This window comes from Pandoraea pulmonicola (assembly GCF_000815105.2).
Lineage (GTDB): Bacteria > Pseudomonadota > Gammaproteobacteria > Burkholderiales > Burkholderiaceae > Pandoraea > Pandoraea pulmonicola.
This window is the reverse complement of sequence record NZ_CP010310.2, coordinates 1,742,773-1,761,561: the sequence shown is the minus strand read 5'-3', so window position 1 is coordinate 1,761,561 and position 18,789 is coordinate 1,742,773. Positions and strand designations below refer to the sequence as shown.

Annotated in this window: 18 protein-coding genes; 3 read left to right on the top strand and 15 right to left on the bottom strand. The window is 61.4% G+C overall.

The features are described from left to right. Positions 1 to 37: 37 nt before the first annotated feature. The 7 genes from RO07_RS07680 to argC form a co-directional block, all read right to left on the bottom strand. Positions 38 to 967 carry a LysR family transcriptional regulator gene (locus RO07_RS07680; RefSeq protein ID WP_039409502.1) on the bottom strand — a complete coding sequence of 310 codons (930 nt, stop codon included), beginning with the start codon at positions 965 to 967 and terminating at the stop codon, positions 38 to 40. A gap of 2 nt (positions 968 to 969) precedes the next feature. Further along, a complete protein-coding gene (cyoD, locus tag RO07_RS07675; RefSeq protein WP_039409500.1) occupies positions 970 to 1,338 on the bottom strand; it encodes a cytochrome o ubiquinol oxidase subunit IV in 369 nt (122 codons plus the stop codon). Continuing rightward, on the bottom strand, positions 1,335 to 1,970 hold the full coding sequence (cyoC, locus tag RO07_RS07670) for a cytochrome o ubiquinol oxidase subunit III (protein WP_039409497.1): 636 nt from the start codon (positions 1,968 to 1,970) through the stop codon (positions 1,335 to 1,337). The genes cyoD and cyoC overlap by 4 nt, the downstream gene beginning before the upstream one ends. Next, the gene (gene cyoB / locus RO07_RS07665; RefSeq protein WP_039409493.1) at positions 1,970 to 3,976 is read right to left on the bottom strand and encodes a cytochrome o ubiquinol oxidase subunit I; all 2,007 of its coding nucleotides are present in this window, start codon (positions 3,974 to 3,976) and stop codon (positions 1,970 to 1,972) included. Before cyoB ends, cyoC begins: the two co-directional genes overlap by 1 nt. A gap of 3 nt (positions 3,977 to 3,979) precedes the next feature. Continuing rightward, positions 3,980 to 4,966 (bottom strand): ubiquinol oxidase subunit II, encoded by a 987-nt coding sequence (gene cyoA, locus RO07_RS07660; RefSeq protein ID WP_084072831.1) that lies wholly within the window; start codon positions 4,964 to 4,966, stop codon positions 3,980 to 3,982. A gap of 209 nt (positions 4,967 to 5,175) precedes the next feature. Next, on the bottom strand, positions 5,176 to 6,087 hold the full coding sequence (locus tag RO07_RS07655) for a bifunctional GNAT family N-acetyltransferase/nucleoside diphosphate kinase regulator (RefSeq protein WP_039409491.1): 912 nt from the start codon (positions 6,085 to 6,087) through the stop codon (positions 5,176 to 5,178). Positions 6,088 to 6,260: 173 nt separating this feature from the next. Then, positions 6,261 to 7,190, bottom strand: coding sequence for an N-acetyl-gamma-glutamyl-phosphate reductase (gene argC / locus RO07_RS07650; RefSeq protein WP_039409489.1), 930 nt, complete (start codon positions 7,188 to 7,190; stop codon positions 6,261 to 6,263). 138 nt (positions 7,191 to 7,328) lie between these two features. Between argC and RO07_RS07645 the strand changes: the two genes are divergently transcribed. Next, positions 7,329 to 8,213 carry a LysR family transcriptional regulator gene (locus RO07_RS07645; protein WP_039409487.1) on the top strand — a complete coding sequence of 295 codons (885 nt, stop codon included), beginning with the start codon at positions 7,329 to 7,331 and terminating at the stop codon, positions 8,211 to 8,213. 172 nt (positions 8,214 to 8,385) lie between these two features. Continuing rightward, on the top strand, positions 8,386 to 9,159 hold the full coding sequence (locus RO07_RS07640) for a class I SAM-dependent methyltransferase (RefSeq protein WP_039409485.1): 774 nt from the start codon (positions 8,386 to 8,388) through the stop codon (positions 9,157 to 9,159). 54 nt (positions 9,160 to 9,213) lie between these two features. Here the strand turns inward: RO07_RS07640 and RO07_RS07635 are convergent, their stop codons facing one another. Next, the gene (locus RO07_RS07635) at positions 9,214 to 10,050 is read right to left on the bottom strand and encodes an MBL fold metallo-hydrolase (RefSeq protein ID WP_039414670.1); all 837 of its coding nucleotides are present in this window, start codon (positions 10,048 to 10,050) and stop codon (positions 9,214 to 9,216) included. A 43-nt stretch (positions 10,051 to 10,093) separates the two neighbouring features. Then, a complete protein-coding gene (locus tag RO07_RS07630; protein WP_039409483.1) occupies positions 10,094 to 10,636 on the bottom strand; it encodes a hypothetical protein in 543 nt (180 codons plus the stop codon). A 160-nt stretch (positions 10,637 to 10,796) separates the two neighbouring features. On the opposite strand from RO07_RS07630, the gene RO07_RS07625 reads away from it, so the two are divergent. Continuing rightward, a complete protein-coding gene (locus tag RO07_RS07625; protein WP_052267110.1) occupies positions 10,797 to 11,744 on the top strand; it encodes a LysR substrate-binding domain-containing protein in 948 nt (315 codons plus the stop codon). Here RO07_RS07625 and RO07_RS07620 read toward each other — a convergent pair. The 6 genes from RO07_RS07620 to RO07_RS07595 all read right to left on the bottom strand — a co-directional run bounded on the left by RO07_RS07620 (position 11,699) and on the right by RO07_RS07595 (position 18,278). Further along, the gene (locus RO07_RS07620) at positions 11,699 to 12,508 is read right to left on the bottom strand and encodes an ABC transporter ATP-binding protein (RefSeq protein ID WP_052267109.1); all 810 of its coding nucleotides are present in this window, start codon (positions 12,506 to 12,508) and stop codon (positions 11,699 to 11,701) included. The genes RO07_RS07625 and RO07_RS07620 overlap by 46 nt on opposite strands. Before the next feature lie 8 nt (positions 12,509 to 12,516). Continuing rightward, positions 12,517 to 13,392 (bottom strand): ABC transporter ATP-binding protein, encoded by an 876-nt coding sequence (locus RO07_RS07615; protein WP_052267108.1) that lies wholly within the window; start codon positions 13,390 to 13,392, stop codon positions 12,517 to 12,519. A gap of 2 nt (positions 13,393 to 13,394) precedes the next feature. Beyond that, positions 13,395 to 14,228, bottom strand: a complete 834-nt coding sequence (locus tag RO07_RS07610; protein ID WP_052267107.1) for an ABC transporter permease — start codon at positions 14,226 to 14,228, stop codon at positions 13,395 to 13,397. Then, positions 14,215 to 15,282: an ABC transporter permease gene (locus RO07_RS07605; RefSeq protein WP_160118056.1), complete on the bottom strand. Its 1,068-nt coding sequence runs from the start codon at positions 15,280 to 15,282 to the stop codon at positions 14,215 to 14,217. The genes RO07_RS07610 and RO07_RS07605 overlap by 14 nt, the downstream gene beginning before the upstream one ends. 108 nt (positions 15,283 to 15,390) lie before the next feature. Then, positions 15,391 to 16,935, bottom strand: coding sequence for an ABC transporter substrate-binding protein (locus tag RO07_RS07600; RefSeq protein WP_052267105.1), 1,545 nt, complete (start codon positions 16,933 to 16,935; stop codon positions 15,391 to 15,393). 107 nt (positions 16,936 to 17,042) lie between these two features. Beyond that, positions 17,043 to 18,278 carry a methylaspartate ammonia-lyase gene (locus RO07_RS07595; protein WP_039409480.1) on the bottom strand — a complete coding sequence of 412 codons (1,236 nt, stop codon included), beginning with the start codon at positions 18,276 to 18,278 and terminating at the stop codon, positions 17,043 to 17,045. Positions 18,279 to 18,789: the final 511 nt, after the last annotated feature.

The window sequence follows — 18,789 nt, the reverse complement described above, 5'->3', positions numbered from 1 at the left end:
CTCCCACGCCCTCACCACGACAGCCATCCCGGCCCGCTCAGGCGGGCGTTGTCGCCGAACCGGCGTCCGGCCCGAGCCGCTCGACCATGTAGCGCACGAAGTCCTCCAGCTTGGACGACACGTAGCGTCCTGCCAGATGCACGAGATGCATCGGCTCACTCCATTGCGCATCCGCTTCGAGCACGCGCACCAGCCGTCCGGCGGCGACCTCGGGGGCCAGCAGATACTCCGGCAGCAACGCGATGCCCATGCCGTGCACCGCCGCCTGCAACTGCGCGAGCGGGTTGTGGGCGATGAGCCGCGCGTCGCGCGCAGCGCCAGCACCGCTCCCGCCCTCATGATCGAAACGCCAGCCACCTTGTAGATCGTCGTAGCGAAAGCCGAGGCAATCGTGCCCCGCCAGATCGGCCGGTTGCCGCGGCACACCGCGCCGCGCGAGATAGTCGGGCGATGCGCAGGCCATTCGCGTCACGCCGCGCAACGTGTGCGCCACCAGCCCGGGCTCGGGCAGCCCACCCGCCTGGAACGCGGCGTGAATGCCCTCCTCCTCCAGATCGACTGCGCGATCCTTGAGCGCGAGATCGAGCGCGACGTCCGGGTGCGTCTGCAAATAATCTGCAAAGAGCGGCATCAGCAGATGGGCGCCCATCGTCGTCGGGGCACTCACGCGAAGCTGGCCGACCGCGCGCGAACGCGTCGATGCGCGCGTTCCCCCGTCGCCCAGCGCGTCGGCGTTCTCGACCCGCGCCAGCACCTCCGCACATTCGGTGAAATAGCGCTGGCCGAGCTCGGTCGGCACCTGCCTGCGCCCACTGCGTCGCAGCAGCGGCTGGCCGAGCCGCGCCTCGAGCGCCTGCACGTGACGCGCCGCCGTCACCGTCGACATCGCGCAGGCCGCCGCGCCCGCCGACAGGCTTCCGGCGCGCACCACCTGCACGAACACCTCCATGCATTTGAGGCGATCCATGATCAATCGCGCAGCTTGGCCCGGTCGATGGACATGTGCGTGGGCATCATGTTGGTGTTGGCGTTATGCATCACCCAGAGCGAGCCCGCCACGATGATGGCGATGAGCCCCGCGGTGCACAGGAAGATCGCCGAATTCTGCCGCTGGCCGCGCTTTGCACCGATATGCAGGAAGTACACGAGTTGCACCATCAGTTGCGCGACGCACAGCACGACGATCGCCGCGAGTCCCATGCCCTTGGGCACCCGCCCGAGCATGACCGCGCCGAACGAAGCGAACGTCAGCGCGAGCGACAGGAAGAAGCCGATCACGTAGTCGCGCAGCGTGCCGTGCGATGCGTGCGCGTGTTCGTGGACATGCGCGCTCGTCATACGAACTCCCGCAGATAAACGAAGGTGAAGACACAGATCCAGACGAGATCCAGGAAGTGCCAGAACAGACTCAGGCATTGCAGACGGCGTCGCACCACCGGATCGAAGCCGAAGCGACGGATCTGGTCGATCATCACCACGAGCCACAGCAAGCCGCACGTCACATGCAGACCGTGCGTGCCCACGAGCGTGAAGAACGCCGACAGGAAGGCGCTGCGCCCCGGGCCAGCCCCCTCGTGAACGAGCGCCGAGAACTCGTAGACCTCCATCGAGACGAACGCCGCGCCGAGCGCGAACGTGATCCACAGCCAGCGCTGCACGATGGCCTCGTTGCCCGGACGCATCGAAAGCGACGCCAGTCCGAACGTGAAGCTCGAGAGCAGCAGCAGCATCGTCTCGCCGAGCACGAACGGCAATTCGAACAGCTCGCGTCCGGTCGGACCGCCGGCGGTGTTCTGCACGAGCACGCCGAACGTGGCGAACAGCACGCAGAAGATGAGGCAATCGCTCATCAGGTAGATCCAGAAACCGAGCGTCGTGTTCGCGCCGGCGTCGTGATGGTCATGCGCGTGATCGTGCGCCGGCGCGTGCGCGCCGTGGCCTTGTACGGGATTGAGAGTTGCCGGAGACATCAGGCGGCCTTTTGCAGAGATTGAGACGCGTCGCGCGCGGCACGCAGGTCGGCGAAGCGGGCGCGTTCGATACGCTCCACTTGCGCCGCCGGCACGAAGTAATCGACATCGCGGTCGTACGTGCGCCACAGGAACGTGGCGATGGTCGCGACGAGGCTCGCGCCGGCCAGCCACCAGATGTGCCACACTAGGGCGAAGCACATCATGGCGCTGAAGACCGAGACGATGAAACCCGTGCCGGTGTTGCGCGGCATGTGAATGGCCTCGTACTGCTTCGGCTCGCGCCAGGCGAGGCCGCGCGCCTTGTCGTCCCAGTGCTGCTCCAGCGAGTCGATGCGCGGCACGTGGGCGAAGTTGTAGAACGGCGCGGGCGAGGACGTGGCCCATTCCAGGCTGCGCGCATCCCACGGATCCCCCGTCATGTCGCGATTGGCCTGGCGATCGCGAATGCTCACGACGAGTTGCACGCCGAACGCCAGAATGCCCAGCCCGATGAGCGCCGCCCCCACCATCGCCACCACCAGGTACGGCTGCCAATCGGGCTGCACGTAGTGGTTCATGCGACGCGTCATGCCCTTGAAGCCGAGCACGTAAAGCGGCATGAATGCCAGGTAGAAGCCGACGAGCCAGCAGGCGAAGGAGATCTTGCCCCAGCGCTCGTTGAGCGTGAAGCCGAAGACCTTCGGGAACCAGAACGTGATGCCCGCGAGGCAACCGAACACCACGCCGCCGATGATCACGTTGTGGAAGTGCGCCACGAGGAAGAGCGAGTTGTGCAGCACGAAGTCCGCGCCCGGCACCGCGAGCAGCACGCCGGTCATGCCGCCGATGGCGAACGTGACCATGAAGCCGATGGTCCAGAGCGTGGCCGAATGGTAACGAATGCGGCCCTGGTACATCGTGAACAGCCAGTTGAACAGCTTCACGCCCGTGGGAATGGAGATGATCGTCGTCATGATGCCGAAGAAGGCATTGACGTTGGCTCCCGAGCCCATCGTGAAGAAATGGTGCAGCCACACGAAGAACGACAGGATGCCGATCGACGACGTGGCGTAGACCATCGACGTGTAGCCGAAGAGCGGCTTGCGCGAGAACGTGGCGATGATTTCCGAGAACGCCCCGAATGCCGGCAGGATCAGGATGTACACCTCCGGGTGGCCCCAGATCCAGATCAGGTTCACGTACATCATGGCATTGCCGCCAAGTTCGTTCGTGAAGAAATGCATGTCGAGATAGCGATCGGCCGTGAGCAGCGCGAGCGTGGCGGTGAGCACCGGGAACACGGCCACGATCAGGATGTTCGTGATGAGGGCGGTCCACGTGAACACGGGCATCTTCATCAGGTTCATGCCGGGCGCGCGCATGCGCAGGATGGTCACGATGAAGTTGATGCCGGTGAGCGTGGTGCCCAGGCCCGATATCTGCAACGACCAGATGTAGTAATCGACGCCCACGGTCGGGCTGTAGCCGAGCTCGGAGAGCGGCGGATACGCGACCCAGCCCGTTGCGGCGAAGTCGCCGACGAACATGGACATCATGACCAGCACGGCGCCCATGGCGGAGAGCCAGAACGAGAGCGAGTTCACGAAAGGGAACGCCACGTCGCGCGCGCCGATCTGCAGCGGCACGATCACGTTCATCAGGCCGAGCACGAGCGGCGTGGCCACGAAGAAGATCATGATCACACCGTGCGCGGTGAAGATCTGATCGTAGTGATGCGGCGGCAAGTAGCCCGCCTCGCCGCCGGCGGCAATCGCCTGCTGCGTGCGCATCATGATGGCGTCGGCGAAACCGCGCAGCAGCATGACGAGCGCGAGGACGATGTACATCACGCCGATGCGCTTGTGGTCGACGGACGTGATCCACTCCGTCCAGAGGTAGCCCCACTTGCGATAGTAGGTGATGGCGCCGAGCAGCGCCGCGCCGCCCAGAAGCACCACGGCGAGCGTGCCCATGATGATGGGCTCGTGCAGCGGGATGGCGTCGAGATCGAGTTTTCCGAACATGGCTTACTCCGTGAGCGCGCGCGGGGCGGCCGGTTGGGCGCCGGCGTCGCGCTCGGGACGCTGCGCGAGCAACGCGCGGCGATCCAGTTGACCGTCCACGCGGCAATTCGCGGCGGCGATGATGTCGTCCAGGGTGCCGCGTGTGCGGCCCGAGGCCTGCATGCCCGGCGTGGCGCCGTCCATGGGCCCCATGTACTTGCCGACGATGGCGTCGAAAAGGCCCGGCATGACGTTGGCGTAGATCGCCACCGGCGCCCCGGTGCCCGGCTTTTCGAGCGCGACATAGGTCGGCGCGTCGAGCGTGTCGGGTACGGCCTGCGCCTCGCGCACCCATTTGTCGAAGTCGGGCTGCGAGGTCACATGCGCCTTGAAGTGCATATCGGAGAACCCCGCACCGCTGTAGGCCGACGACATCCCGGCATAGGTGCCGGTCTCGTTGGCAATCAGGTGGAGCTTGGTCTGCATGCCGGACATGGCGTAGACCATGCTGCCGAGTTGCGGGATGAAGAATGCGTTCATCAGCGATTCGGCCGTGATCTTGAATTCCACGGGCGTGTCGACCGGAAGCACGAGCCGGTTGACGGTGGCGACGTGATAGTCCGGATAGATGAAGAGCCACTTCCAGTTGAGCGCGACGACTTCCACGCGCACCGGCGGCTTGTCGGCCACGACGGGCTCGATCGGCCGGTAGGGATCGAGCTTGTGCGTGGTCTCCCAGATCATGACGGCGAGCGACACGACGATGATCACGGGGATGGTCCACACGACCACTTCGATCTTCGTGGAGTGAGCCCATTTGGGCGAGTACTTGGCGGCGGTGTTGGTCTCGCGGTAGCGCCAGAAGAACACCAGCGTGAGCACGATCACGGGGACGACCACGAGCAGCATGACGCCGAGGGCGATCAGGATGAGATGCCTTTCCTGCTCGCCCACGCTGCCCTTGGGATCGAGCAGTTCCAGCGTGCAGCCGCTCATCGGCATCATCGCCATGAGCGCCGCGGCGCGCGCGCACCCCGTGCGCCAGCGCGCGCCGGGTGTCGTGTCCGCCCGTCCGGCAACGGCGGGCGAGACGTTATGCATGGACATTTAAAGCCTCAATGTATGGATAAAAAATTTGCGTTTCGAATCCTACGCAAACGCATATTCCATACATCGCGACATAATGACGCAGCCGGGGACCGGCTCTGCGGTTCGCGAACCTACAGGTGGAAGTCGCCCGCGGCTTCCGGCTGGTAAAGCACTTTCTCGATCGAGATACGGCGGGTCCGGTCCTGAATCCGCCAGTCGATGGCGTCGCCCTCCTTGTAGCCCAGAATCGCGGAGCCGACGTCGGAGCAAATCGAGATCTTCCCTGCAGTGCCGTCCGCGTCTTGTGGGTAGACGAGGGCCACTTCCCTCTCTTCGTCGTCCAGATGCAGCAAAGCCCTGGAGTTCATCGTGACGACGCTGCGCGCCACCTGTCGCGCATCGACGACGGTGGCGCGTTCGATCTCGTGCTCCAGTTCGACCACATCCGGGCCTTGCTCGAGCGCAACCAGACGCCTGAGCCGGGCCAGGTCGATTTCCGTGATGTGGATTTCTGAGGTGTCGCCCAGAGCGCCTTCGCGCAGGCGCTGGAGATAACGGGCCGAGGTCATCGCATATGACTTCAGCGTGGGCGTTTCGCTATCGGGCACGAAGCCGCAGCGCAGAAAGGCCTTCAGCGAGCGCGTGTTGTCTGCATGGATTTTGGCGACGAGTCTCTCGGCGCGCATATCGAAGAAGGCGAGCTTCATGCCTTCGCGCAAGGCGCTGGCGCCGAGCCTGCGGCCCCAGTTATCGCGGTTTCCGATGACCAGAACGATTTCACAGTCCGAACCTGTCTTGACGAGACGCACGAATCCCACAGGTTCGTCGTGCCGGTCATAGGCCATGAAGAACCGCCCGCCCTGGTTGAATAGATGCGTCAGGATCGGCAACTGAACGCGATCGACGACTTGTTCGATGAAACGGGAGACATGACGCGAATCGCTCAGATAGCGGACGACGCTTTCGTCTTCCAACCAATCCATCAAATTCAGCGCGTTTGCCCGAGTGATCTCCGGGCATAGAGAAATGAAAGGCTCGCTCATCTTCGCCACACTTGGTTGCAAGAATGAAAGCCCTTCACGGCTGCGGCCATGACGGTTCTTTCGAGAGCGGCCATTCTAAGCCATCTGTACGAGACATTCGACAACCCTGGCCGGATTGCCAGGAATCGGTGGCATCGGAGGGCTGCCGAACGTAGGCTCGAACCGTCGGTCCACTATTGCCGCGCGAGCATCAGGTTCAGGTTCTGAACCACCGCGCCGGATGCGCCTTTGCCAAGATTGTCGAAAACCGCGGACAGCAGGACATGCCCATGCTCCTCGTTGGGAAAGACGCTTAGGCACATGTCGTTCGTTCCGTTCAGCGCTTGCGGATCCAGGTGTTTCAAGGCGCATGATTCCTGCAATGGCAAGACACGTACGTGGGCCACCTCGGCATAGTGGCGTGCGAGGCACGCGTGCAACGCGGCGCCATCGACGCCCGGCGAGAGCAACCGCAACGCCAGGGGTACCGTCAGCACGATGCCCTGGCGGAATGCCCCATACGCAGGGGTGAAGATGGGACGCTGCGCGAGCCCGGCGTGCTGCTGGATCTCCGGGGCGTGTTTGTGCGCGAGTTCCAGCCCATACACCTGGTATGAAGGTGCGTTGACGGCTCCCGGCCCCTCATACGCTTCCACGCCTGCGCGCCCGCGTCCGGAGTAGCCGGATACCGCATGAATGCTGATCGGGTACTCGCCCGGTATGAGCCCAGCCTGCACCAGTGGGCGCAGCAGGCCGACGGCACCGGTCGGGTAGCAACCGGGATTGGTGACCCGACGTCCGTTCGCGATTCGCTCGGCTTGCCCCGGCGTCATTTCCGGAAAACCGTAAGTCCAGTCCGGGTGCGTGCGGTGGGCGGAGCTTGCGTCGATAACCCGGACGGCAGGATTGACAATGGCGTCCACTGCCTCACGCGCGGCGGCATCGGGCAAGCAGAGGATGGCGATGTCGCAGGCGTTGATGGCTTCTGCGCGACGCCGCGAATCCTTGCGCTCCGCAGCGGCAAGCGTGAACAGTCTGATGTCGGTCCGGCTGCGCAGCCGTTCGTGGATCAGCAGCCCGGTGGTGCCCTGATCGCCGTCGATGAAAACCATGGGAGAGCTCATTCGTGGATGACTCCGCTGACTGTGAGTGGTAACAGGAGAAAACGGGAAAACGAACTTCCATGTTGCACGGACGGTTAGAATAGAGAAAGTTGAATTTCATAACGTTAACATTCAGTTTTTCTGAATCTGGACGCCCCCATGCGAGAAATCAGCCTGGACCGCTTGCGCACTCTGGTCGCCGTCACCGACCGGGGCTCATTTGCCGATGCGGCGCGAGCATTGCACCTGGCGCCGCCAACGGTCAGCCTCCACATCGCCGAACTCGAAGACCGCATTGGGGCTCCGCTCCTGTCGCGCAAACGCGGACATGTGGGGCCGACGGCGATAGGCGAAGTACTGGTGGAGCGCGCGCGCCGACTGCTGGCCGACGCGGAGCAGGCGTTGGACGATATTCAACGCCAGGTGGAAGGGCTCGAAGGGCGTGTGCGTCTGAGCGCATCCACAGGCGTGATCGCGCACCTGCTGCCGCAAGCGCTAGAGGTCCTGCGCGAGCACCATCCCGCCATCGACATTCAGATTGCGGTGCTCACTTCGCAGGAAACCCTGTCCCGACTGGTGGATGGGACGCTGGACGTCGGGCTGATCGCGCTGCCTCAGCCGCCGGTGGCCGGACTCGTGATCAAGCCATGGCGCCGCGACCCCGTGATGGCCTTCGTGCCGGCGCATTGGCGGTGTCCGGCCCGCGTCACGCCCGAATGGCTCGCCGCCCAACCGCTCATCCTCAATGACGCAACCACGCGTCTCTCGCGTCTGACCGCGGAGTGGTTCGCGAGCGCGGGACACCATCCTGCCCCGCGCATACAGCTCAACTACAACGATGCGATCAAGAGTCTGGTAGCGGCAGGTTACGGTGCAGCGCTCCTGCCCCATGAGGCCACGATGCCATTGCACGACAGCCGGATTGTCATGCGCCCGCTACGCCCGATGCTGTGGCGTCGGCTCGGCATCGCACATCGTTCAGGGCACGTTGAGCGTTCCACGCAACACGTTCTGGACGTGTTGTGGGATCTGCGAGTGGCGTAGGCGTTGCCAACGAGGTGGCGTTCGACGCGATGGCGATTATCATCGACAATGCGGAACGACCTGGACGCAGAGCCCTCGCATCCGTCCCGAGTTCCAAACGCGGCAAGTGGCCCCGCTTCGGCGACCTACCTGAAGTTCGAGCGGACGAGTTTCGCATTTTCATGAGTGTTCGATGAGTCAATCCCTGGAGTGCTTCTACGACGACATGGCATCTTCCTATCATCTTATTTTCGATGATTGGGACAAGGCGATCGAGCGTCAGCGGGCGGTATTGGCATCACTATTGGGCGAATCAAGCGTGCTTGGCGCCGTCCTCGATTGTGCATGCGGGATCGGTACTCAAGCGTTGGGGCTCGCTCGCGCAGGATATGACGTCGAGGGTACGGATATATCGAAGGCGGAAGTCGAGCGAGCGACTCGCGAGGCCGTCCTACGAAATCTGGACATCAAGTTTCGTGTGGACGACATGAGGCAACTCGCCACGTGCAACGCGCGACAATACGGCGCGGTGATAGCGTTCGACAACGCCATACCGCACCTGGACAGCGACGAGGAGGTCGCCATGGCGCTGGCGGCAATGCGCAGATGCCTTCGAGCAGGAGGCAAGATGCTCGTCAGCTTGAGGGACTACGGCGCATTGCTGACCCAGCGACCGACGGTGCTGCCGCCATCGCTATATACGGACAACGGCCTTCGTCGCATTGTTCATCAGCTCTGGGACTGGCAAGACGCCCGGCGCTACATGGTTCACTTGTACATCACTCTCCAGACGAGCCGTCTCGATTGGCGGTCGAGCCATTTCGTCGGCCACTATCGGGCTATTACGCCCGAAGAGGTCGCGGCTCTTGCCGTTCAGGTCGGATTCAAACACGTACAGGTCCTTTCGCCAACGACAACGGGCTATTACCAGCCGATCGTCACGGGCGTCGCCCCGAGCGCTTCGTAAAGGGTCGTCCGAATGCATGCTGCGCAAGCAACGCAGCGTCAGCGGCCGATGGGTTCAGGCTTCGGTCTCGTACAGCAGGCCGTATTTCCCTCTGGTTAGCCTGATCCTCGCGAAACCGGCTTCACCCAGATGCATGCCGGCGATCAGAAGCCGCTCGGAACTCACCTGATCCAAAAGCCGGGAACGTGTGGTGGCGGCCAAGGACGCGTCTTGATCGAACGCGATCGATACCTCCGGCCGCTCGATTTGAATATGAGGAAAGTGGACCACATCTCCCCAAACCAGCAGCCCCTTGTCGCCGGATTCGAGGAGATAGCCGGTGTGCCCGTCGGTGTGTCCCGGTAGCGACATCGCCCGGATACCGGGAAGCACTTCCCCATCGTCGATAGTCCGGAGCCTGTCACGGTAGCCGGCGAACACCCGGTTCGCGATCAGGAAATTTCCGCGCGCCCGCTCGCTGGCACGCGCCAGATTGGCGTCGTCCTGCCAGAACCTCACCTCTCGTTCCTGGACGACAAGCTCCGCATCCGGAAAGGCCACTTCTCCAGCGGCATTCAGCAGCCCCCCTATATGGTCAGGGTGGGCATGCGTAAGCAAGATGGTGTCGATCGTGGACGGGTCGATGCCGGCAAGCAACAAATTGGGCTTCAGGCGGCCGCCCCATTGCTTGACCCCACCCGCGCCGCTGTCGATGAGCACGGTGCGACCCGCTCCGCGCACTACATAGCAATTGATATGGACGGCAGCAGGCTCTTTCTGCCCTGCGTCGCCCTGCATTCTGGCGGCCTCCGCGGTGTCGATATTCGTCAGTAAGTCGAGGCTGGCCGTGAGGTAGCCATCGCTGATGGCGGTAATCGTGAAGTCACCGACTTGCTGGCGCGGGAACATCATTTGCTCCGAGTGAATGTGAAAAGCGGCGTTTGGCATCACGGACCTATTTTCCCTGCGTGGCCGGAATCGTTCGAACGCGGGTCAGTTGTTCCGTCATCGGCATATAAAGGTGAACGCCTTCGACGCCCTCCAAAAAACCGGCATCGCTCAGACGCAGTTTTGCGAGCCAACGACGCTCCGGGGACTTCTCCAGCGCGACAGCCTGCATGGCCAACGGGACGAGACCCATTCGGGTCAGGCAGTCGGGGCCGCTTGCGCACAGCGCGAGGCGTTCGTCGGCGTTGACCGCGGGCGCCACGCCGATACCGCTGTAGAGATTTCGGTGCCAGTCGGTGATGTGTTGTTGCCACCGAGCGAAATTGCCGCCGCCCTTCCGGCGATATTCGTCCCCGGTCAGAACGTCGAGTCCGTCGATCGTGTGGACGGCCAAGTAGACGGGGCAACCATCGCTTATCGCCTTGAAGCGCTGCGACGTATGAAAGCCCGTCACCGAGATAAGCGCGGGCAACTTTTCGAGGCTATAGAAGTCATTCCATTCAGCCTCGCTGCGAGGATCGGCGAAATTGCATTCCACGGTATAGATCATCGGATTTGTCCTTCGAGACGGATGCGCATCTCGCTGCAAGCATCACTTTCATTGCGGTAAAGTCATGCTAGGCTGATGTCTTCCCCGTGAAAATCGAAATAAAGCCAACCTTCAGTGATATTTACTCAAGCTGGCATTCATTCATCGTCTCCAGATTCCAATGCGACGCAAAATCCCGAGCAATTCCGCGCTTCTGGCGTTTGAGGCGGCGGCGCGACACGGAAGCTTCGCCCGCGCCGCCGAGGAATTGGCGCTCACCGAGGGCGCCATCAGTCGTCAGATTGGTCGGCTGGAGGCATTTTTGGGCGTCGCACTATTCGAGCGAGTCGGGAATCGGGTGCGGCTTGCCCCGAACGGCACGCGATACGCAGCGCAGGTTCGCGAGAGTTTGGATCGGCTGGAACGGGACAGCCTGTATCTGATGGGGCAGCCCCTCGACGGCGCGAGTATCGAGATCGCAGCGATTCCGACCTTCGCAACGCGTTGGCTAATCCCCCGGCTAAAGCGTTTTCAGGATAAGCACCCGAACATTACGGTGCATATCGCGGAACGGATGGAACCCTTCCTTCTTGCAGGCAGCGGTTTCGACGCAGCCATTCACTTCGAGCATCCCGCATGGGCGGGCATGCATCCGCATCACCTGCTCGAGGAGGTGCTGGTCCCCGTCTGCAGTCCGGCGCTTCTCGAAGACGCCGGTGCGAGCATGTCGCTCGATGCGTTGCCACGCCTTCACAGGCGACAAAATCCGGACGCCTGGCAGCGCTATGCCCAAGCGTCCGGCATCGAGCTTACCCATCCTTCGATCGGTGCTCGTTACGATCTCCATTCCATGCTGATCGAGGCCGCGTTAGCCGGCTTGGGAGTGGCGTTGGTGCCGCGTCTTTACGTCGAAACCGAGCTTGAACAAGGCCGTCTGGTTGCGCCCTGGCCGGAGGGTAAAGCGATTGCCAAGCACTTCTGTCTCGTGCTTCCCGAGCCAATCGAATTGAGTGCGCGGCCACTACAGGCATTTGCGACATGGATTCTCGACGAAGCCCGAGCCTGTCGCGGACAGCCGTCCTTTCAGGACAAAACCGGCACGGCGTCCACCAGCCGGCGTGTGTACTGATGTTGAGGATTACCCAGGACCTCCTCGGCGGCGCCGACCTCGACCAGTTCGCCCTTCATCATTACCGCCACGCGATCCGCAAACGCGCGTGCAATGGAAATATCGTGGGTGATCATCAAGTACGCGACCTCGCGCGACCTTTGAATATCAAGCATCAGGTTCAATACCTGTCCACGAACTGAAACGTCGGCGCCAGACAGGGGTTCATCCGCGATGATGAGCAACGGGTCCATGGCGAGAGAACGCGCAATGGACACACGCTGACGCTGACCGCCGCTCAGCTCATGCGGATAGCGCTCAAGATACTTGGCCGCGGGCCGCAATCCCACATCTTCGAGCAGCCGAACACAGCGCACCTCCGCGTCGACAGGATGCTTCCACAGTGCCTGGAGCAAGAGTTCCCGGACCGAACGCCGGGGATTGAGCGACCCTGTTGCATCCTGGAAGATCGGCTGCATACGCGTCCTCTTCGTACGGAACTCGGCCGGGGACATCCCCGTCAGGCAGTGCCCGTCGAAGCTCACGCTGCCGGAATCGGGCGACATCAACCCAAGGGCAATACGGCCGAGCGTGGACTTGCCGGACCCGCTCTCGCCCACCAGCGCCACAATTTCTCCCCGCCGTACGGAGAGACTCACCGATTTGAGGGCATGAAATACGCCCCCACCGGCGACAGCAAAACACTTGCTGACGTTGTCGATGGAAAGCAACGGTTGTTGTGCCGTGTCCGGGCTCGTGACGGCGCCTGACTGCAAATCGTCCATAGCGGTACTCAATCTGTCGTCGTGGAGTATTCGCCCACGATGGTTTCGAAGCGTCCTTCGCTGTTGCGCGCTGCCTGCGCGGCCCTGATCAACCCCGCCGTATAGGGGTGCGACGGAGATGCGAAGACTTCCCGAGTGTTCCCCTTCTCGACGATGCGGCTTCGGAACATCACATACACGCGATCGCATTCTTCACGAACTACGCCGAGATCGTGACTGATCAGAAGCATCGCCATGCCCAATCGCCGGCGCAGATCGCGAAGCAGCGCCAGAATCTCGGCTTGCGTAGTGACATCGAGCGCAGTCGTCGGCTCATCGGCGATCAGCAGTCGAGGCCGGCAGCCAAGCGCGACGGCGAGAAGAACGCGTTGGCGCATCCCGCCAGAAAGTTCATGCGGATAGGATTGCGCGGCGCCCTGCGGTAAGCGGACCAGGCTCAGCAACTCATCGACGCGGGCGTCCACATCGGCAATCCCCCTGTCGTGTCGCTTGACGCTCTCGGCAATCTGCCGGCCAATTCGCATCACTGGATTGAGATAGCTCAATGGATCCTGAAACACCATCGCAACAGGATGACCGCGTACGGTTTCCCATTTTCGTTCGCTGAACCGAGTGACATTCTGTCCGTCGATGAGAATACGTCCGTCACTGACGTGAGCAATGCGCCCGGGAAGCAGCCCGAGCATCGCGCGCGCGACCGTGGACTTTCCCGAGCCGGATTCGCCGACCAGCGCGACCGACTCCCCTTCCCCGACGTGTATGGAGACGTCCTGCACGGCCGTCACGGTACCGTTGCGAGTTTGATAGTCGATCCGCAGCGATTCAGTTTGCAGGATCGGAATATCGCGTCGAGTGTCTGCCTCGGCTTTCTGAAGATTCCCCATGATCACCTCGCATTGCGTGGGTTGAAAACCGCGGCGACAGCATCGCCGAACAGATTGAATGCGAGCACCGTAAGAAAAATGGCTGCCCCCGGGAAGAACGAAAGCCACCAGGCGTTGAACAGGAAGCGCTGTCCACTGTTGAGCATCCGCCCCCAACTTACCAACTCGGCACTTGATAGCCCCAGGAAACTCAGAGAAGCTTCCAGCAGAATTGCCTGGCCCACGATCAGCGTGCCCACCGCCAATACCGGCGCGACGGCATTCGGAATCACCTCGCCAAACAGCACACGCCCTTCGCTCAAGCCCAGGCATCGGACGGCATCGACGAACTCGAGCTGTTTGACGCGCAATACCTCTCCACGCATGACTCTGGCCACCTGGGGCCAGGCGAGCAATCCCACCACCGCGATGATCTGAACGAGTCCCGTGCCGGTCATCGCGACGATCACGGCCGCCAGGATGAAACTCGGAATCACTTGAAAAAACTCGGAAGTGCGCATGACCACGGTTTCGAACCACCCGCCGTAGAAGCCTGCCGCAGCGCCCAGAAGCACCCCGATTCCCGTGGCAACCAACGCCGCGAAGAAGCCCACCGTCAACGAGATCCGGGCGCCGTACAGCACGCCGGCGGCGACACTTCGCCCCAACTCGTCCGAGCCCAGCCAGAACTGGGCGGACGGCGGCATGAATGAATCGTTGCTCATGGCGAACGGATCCATTGACGGAAAGAAACCGACAAGCAGGGCAATCAGGACGAGCACGCCGATAAAACATCCCGCCATCATGCCGCTGTGCTGATGCGCCATGCTCTTGAAGAAGCGATTATTGCGTTTCATTTCTGGTCCTGACTCGCGGGTCGAGAAGCACATACAGGATATCGGTGAGAATGTTCACGGCAACCACCGAAACCGCACTCAACAAAAAGATGCCCTGCAAAACCGGATAGTCCCGGTTTGCGATGGACGTGATGAAAAGACTACCGATACCCGGCCATGCAAAGACCGTTTCCACCAGGATTGCACCGGTAAGCGATTGGCCAAAGTTGTAGCCGATCACGGTGATCACCGGAATCATGGCGTTCGGCAACACGTGCCGCCACATGATGGTCCGACGCGAAAGGCCCTTCGCTTTCGCGGTAAGCACGTAGTCGTTGTGCAGCGCTTCGCTCACGCTGGCCCTGGCGACGCGCGAGACGATGGCCACATAGAACATCATCACGCTCATGCCCGGCAGCACCAGATGCCTGGCGATGCTCCATATCACACCGAACCCGGTCAGTTCCTCGCGCATGCTCATCATCCCGAGGACCGGCAACCACCCGAGTTGAATCGCAAAAACGATCATGAGCATCTGGCCAAGCCAGAACGGCGGAACCGAGTAGCCGAACAGCGATAGCGCTGTAATCACGCTGTCTTGCCAGTTGCCGGCCTTCGGGGCCGCGGTGATGCCCAGGACGATGCCGACGATGGAGGCGCAGAACAGCGCCGGCAGCATGAGGACCATCGTGGGGCCCAGACGGCTGAGAATGAGGTCGAGCACCGGCATGCGGTTCGCGAACGAGTACCCGAGATTCCCCTGCACCAGATTCACGAGATAGAGGCCCAACTGCGAATACAACGGCTTGTCCAGCCCGAAATCGGCGCGAATTTTCTCGGCATACTCCGGAGGCACCGGGAAATCGCCGAGCAGTGCGTGAAGCGGATCGCCGGGAACCATGTGCACGATCAGGAAGTTCACGACCAGAATCGCAAACACGACAAACACGCCCCAGTACAGTCGCCCCCGTAGATAGCGAAGCGTCTCGACCCATTTCCTGGGAGGCCTGTGGGGTGTCACAGGAACCCGCTCGCCGCTCCCCCAGCTCAGGCGGGACAGAAGATTGCGAACCATCTCAAATTCCTTTTTTTTCTGCGGACGCAACGGCAGCGCGAACCCTACCCGCCAGCGCCCCATCATCGAATGGCAACGTCTCCATCTCCGGTCAAGGCAGCGCCACGACTACTTCATCCACACGCTCCCCCACCATTGCTGATTCGCCCCCTGCCAGAGTCCGTGAAGACGAGTCGATGCCACAGCGAACTGAGGCTGCTGGTGTAGATTGAGTACGGGCAGGTCCCGCGCGAGAATTTCCTGTACGCGGTTGTAAGCCTTCTGCCGATCCGCCTGGATATGCGCATCGCGACCGACGCCGAAGAGCCGGTCGACCTCCGGATTCGAATACTGGGAAACGTTGTTGAACAAGACGCCTTTCTTGATCGAGTCCGTGGTGTAAGTGCGCGCAATCCCCAATGCCGGATCGCCCAGCGTGGAGTACGTCTGCAATGTCGCGTCGAAGTCGTTGTCGCTGTAAACACGCTTGAGAATCACCGCGCGCTCCGCACCATCGAGCACCACCTTGACACCTACGTTCTCCCAGAAGCGTTGCAATGCCTGTGCGGCGGGCATCCACTCCGGACGGCCGGTTTCAAACAGAAGGCGTATCGTGAAACGCGTCCCATCGGGTCCCGGCTTCAGACCGGCATCGTCGAGCAGCTTTCTTGCCCGTGCCGGGTCGTAGGGATACATCGTCTCGTAGTCGACATCCTTGTCATATGCCCAGAGACGCGTATCGAATGCACTGCGTGGGATTCCCCCAAGTCCGTAGTACACCTTTTCGTGAATGAACTTCCGGTCGATGGCGAGAAGCAACGCCTGACGCACCTCTCGTTTCGCCAGCACGGGGTTTTTGGTGTTCAGGATGATCAGATCACTGCCCGGATAGCTCACTTCCCTGGCTTGAAACTGCGGGTCGTGCCTGATCATCTGGACCGCGCTGAGCGGCACGTAGTCGGGCACGATGTAGTCGACTTCGCCTGCGCGCAGTGCCAGCATTCGCGTCGCGGCATCCGGCATTATCATCACCACGATACGATCCAGATAGGGTTCGTTCGCACGCCAGTAGTCGGGATTGCGCACCAAAACCACATGGCTGCCCCGAACCCATTTGGAGAACTTGAACGGGCCGTTGCCGACCGGCCGGCTCAGGACCGCGGGATTGTTCGGGATATCCGTGCCGCGAAGGATATGCGCCGGCATGATCGCCGCATTCTGCTCGCATGCCAGCGAGAAAAGGAATGGCGCAAACGGCTTCTTCAGCGTAATGACGACACTGCTTGGCGACGGCGTCTCGATGCGATCGATGAACTTGCCCGGTGTGTTGAAGCGTGGGCCGTACTTGCTGCTGATCTCCTCCAACGTGAATTTCACGTCATCCGACGTGACGGGGACGCCGTCATGCCATTTCGCCGGCTGCAGTTCGAACTTGTAAGTCAGACCGTCCGGTGAAATGACCCACGACTTGGCCAGGCCCGGGACGATTTCGAAGCCCTGCCTGAAGCGAACAAGGCCCTCGTAGAGCATGCACCCCACGGCGACGTCCGGAACGGAATTCGTCGTGTCGGGACTGAGACTTGCGGGCTCTGCCCCCAGCGCAACAACGGCAGTGCCACCACGCTTGGGCACCTGAGCGCTGGCGGTATCGGCGAGCGCGAACGCGGCGAGCATGCCGGCAACCGCCAATGCAAGAGACCAACGCGGGGCCCGGCATGGGGAATAGGGATGGCAAGGATATTTCATGGATGTCAGCGGGCGAGCGAATTCAGTCGATGTGTTCACTGCCGCTGCTCGAGGATCGCAAGCGTTCTCAGCATTTCATTGGCGAGAATCATGATCCCTTCGTCGGCGCCGATGCCCGGCTTGGACAGCATGAAGTCCGGGCCGGTCGCGAGGCCGATCTGTGCCGTGATGCGCGCCGACAGATCCGTCTCGTTTGCCGTGCCGCCCAGGCAGCAGCCCATGCCGTTGGACTTGCAGTAGATCACCGCCTCGATGCTGTTGTTGATGCCACCGAGATCAGGCGTCTTGATCTGTACGAAGTCGCAGGCCTTCGCCGCTGTAAACAGGCGGATGTCCTCCAGCGTGTTGCACCACTCGTCCGCGATCAGCCCCACGTGGGCGCCGCGCGCGCGCAGCATTTCCTTGAGGCGTTTGAGAACATTGATTTGCTCGGCTTGCGTCGGAGCGATGATCGGTGACTCGAGCAGCAGTTCGAACGGGGCAACCGCGTTCGTCAGCCCTGAGATGTAATCGGCCAGTTTTTCGAGATTGCCTGAAAAGAGTTCCCCCAAGGTACCGTAAAGGTCGAGGTGGATCTTCGGCTTGTAATCCGGCGCTCCCATTTCCTGAATGCGGCTGGCAATACTCTTTGCATAATCCGTGAGAACGCACGCGTCGTCCCCTAGATCGGAGGCCACGGTAAATGACGCATGCGGCAACAACGCCGCCTGCTTCATGATCACGCGATCGAGTTGCAGGGCGTCGCCACGATGGCAGGATGCCAGCAAGCCGATGGGGGTCGTGGATACCGCGGTCCCATATTCCGTTGCCACGATCTCCGCTGGCGTCTTCCTGTTGGCAATTGCCGTCGCCGCGAGAAGTGCCTGCGTCACACCGTAACGAATGGCGGTATGCAAACGCCGGCCGTCGGTTTCCATACGATCGAAGGCGTCGGCGTTGTCCTTGAACGTTCCGACGTCTCTGCCTTCCAGCCAATCGCGAACCGACGATTCGAGCAAAGGCATATGGTCCGCGGGAATGAATAGCGGATCACGGCCCGCGACCCCGGAGAAAATCACGTCCGCGCATTCGCCAATGCCAATGCTGCCGTCCTCCAGAACCAGCATCACCGACAACGTGGCGCCTGGTTGCACGATAGCGGTATAGCCTGGCGTCAAGGGGGCCCCCTCGACGAAGCTGCCGTTGTTTCGGCCATGGGACTTCACAGCGGCCAGATCCTTGTTGAAATAGCCTGAGCGGCATATGGCGTAAATAACTTGACGAATCTTCATTTCGGGGACGCCGGTAGCGTTAGAAAAAAGGAAGACGGAAAGACGGAAAAGCGGAACGGTAATTGCGATTGCTTTGCGACAAATTGAAACCCATCATAGTCGTATATACAGGCACATACATCATAGGGTTAATACCAGAAGGAACTCGGCCGGGAAAAATGAAAATCAACGTTTCATAAAATCGAGAAACGAAGGTATCCATGAATCAAATTCCAAGAGCGGCCTGTATAAAGGAGTTTCGCGATAAGACGGTCAAACTGGCACCGCTCAGCCGCGATTTGGTCTTGCTCGGAATCAAGCATCACCTCCTAAAAAAATCACGATGCGCTCAGCGAGGCGTCGCGATAAAGGACGGTGTGATTGAGCAAATGCGAAAGGACTATGCTCCGCCGCCAACGGACCTGATTCATCATGGCGATCGTGGACCGCAATAGCGTGCGCTGACCTATCAAACACTCATCGGTCAGTTCGGGAAAATTGCGCGAGGGAGCGCTGCCCGTTAAGGCAGGCT

Excerpts from the sequence above, each read along its gene's own strand:
- RO07_RS07605 (WP_160118056.1), bottom strand. The coding sequence starts at position 15,282 with ATGGTTCGCAATCTTCTGTCCCGCCTGAGCTGGGGGAGCGGCGAGCGG.
- RO07_RS07615 (WP_052267108.1), bottom strand. The coding sequence starts at position 13,392 with ATGGGGAATCTTCAGAAAGCCGAGGCAGACACTCGACGCGATATTCCG.
- RO07_RS07630 (WP_039409483.1), bottom strand. The coding sequence starts at position 10,636 with ATGATCTATACCGTGGAATGCAATTTCGCCGATCCTCGCAGCGAGGCT.
- RO07_RS07655 (WP_039409491.1), bottom strand. The coding sequence starts at position 6,087 with ATGAGCGAGCCTTTCATTTCTCTATGCCCGGAGATCACTCGGGCAAAC.
- RO07_RS07645 (WP_039409487.1), top strand. The coding sequence starts at position 7,329 with ATGCGAGAAATCAGCCTGGACCGCTTGCGCACTCTGGTCGCCGTCACC.
- argC (WP_039409489.1), bottom strand. The coding sequence starts at position 7,190 with ATGAGCTCTCCCATGGTTTTCATCGACGGCGATCAGGGCACCACCGGG.
- cyoB (WP_039409493.1), bottom strand. The coding sequence starts at position 3,976 with ATGTTCGGAAAACTCGATCTCGACGCCATCCCGCTGCACGAGCCCATC.
- RO07_RS07595 (WP_039409480.1), bottom strand. The coding sequence starts at position 18,278 with ATGAAGATTCGTCAAGTTATTTACGCCATATGCCGCTCAGGCTATTTC.
- cyoC (WP_039409497.1), bottom strand. The coding sequence starts at position 1,970 with ATGTCTCCGGCAACTCTCAATCCCGTACAAGGCCACGGCGCGCACGCG.
- RO07_RS07635 (WP_039414670.1), bottom strand. The coding sequence starts at position 10,050 with ATGATGTTCCCGCGCCAGCAAGTCGGTGACTTCACGATTACCGCCATC.
- cyoD (WP_039409500.1), bottom strand. The coding sequence starts at position 1,338 with ATGACGAGCGCGCATGTCCACGAACACGCGCACGCATCGCACGGCACG.
- RO07_RS07625 (WP_052267110.1), top strand. The coding sequence starts at position 10,797 with ATGCGACGCAAAATCCCGAGCAATTCCGCGCTTCTGGCGTTTGAGGCG.
- RO07_RS07600 (WP_052267105.1), bottom strand. The coding sequence starts at position 16,935 with ATGCTCGCCGCGTTCGCGCTCGCCGATACCGCCAGCGCTCAGGTGCCC.
- RO07_RS07640 (WP_039409485.1), top strand. The coding sequence starts at position 8,386 with ATGAGTCAATCCCTGGAGTGCTTCTACGACGACATGGCATCTTCCTAT.
- RO07_RS07620 (WP_052267109.1), bottom strand. The coding sequence starts at position 12,508 with ATGGACGATTTGCAGTCAGGCGCCGTCACGAGCCCGGACACGGCACAA.
- cyoA (WP_084072831.1), bottom strand. The coding sequence starts at position 4,966 with ATGGCGATGATGCCGATGAGCGGCTGCACGCTGGAACTGCTCGATCCC.
- RO07_RS07680 (WP_039409502.1), bottom strand. The coding sequence starts at position 967 with ATGGATCGCCTCAAATGCATGGAGGTGTTCGTGCAGGTGGTGCGCGCC.
- RO07_RS07610 (WP_052267107.1), bottom strand. The coding sequence starts at position 14,228 with ATGAAACGCAATAATCGCTTCTTCAAGAGCATGGCGCATCAGCACAGC.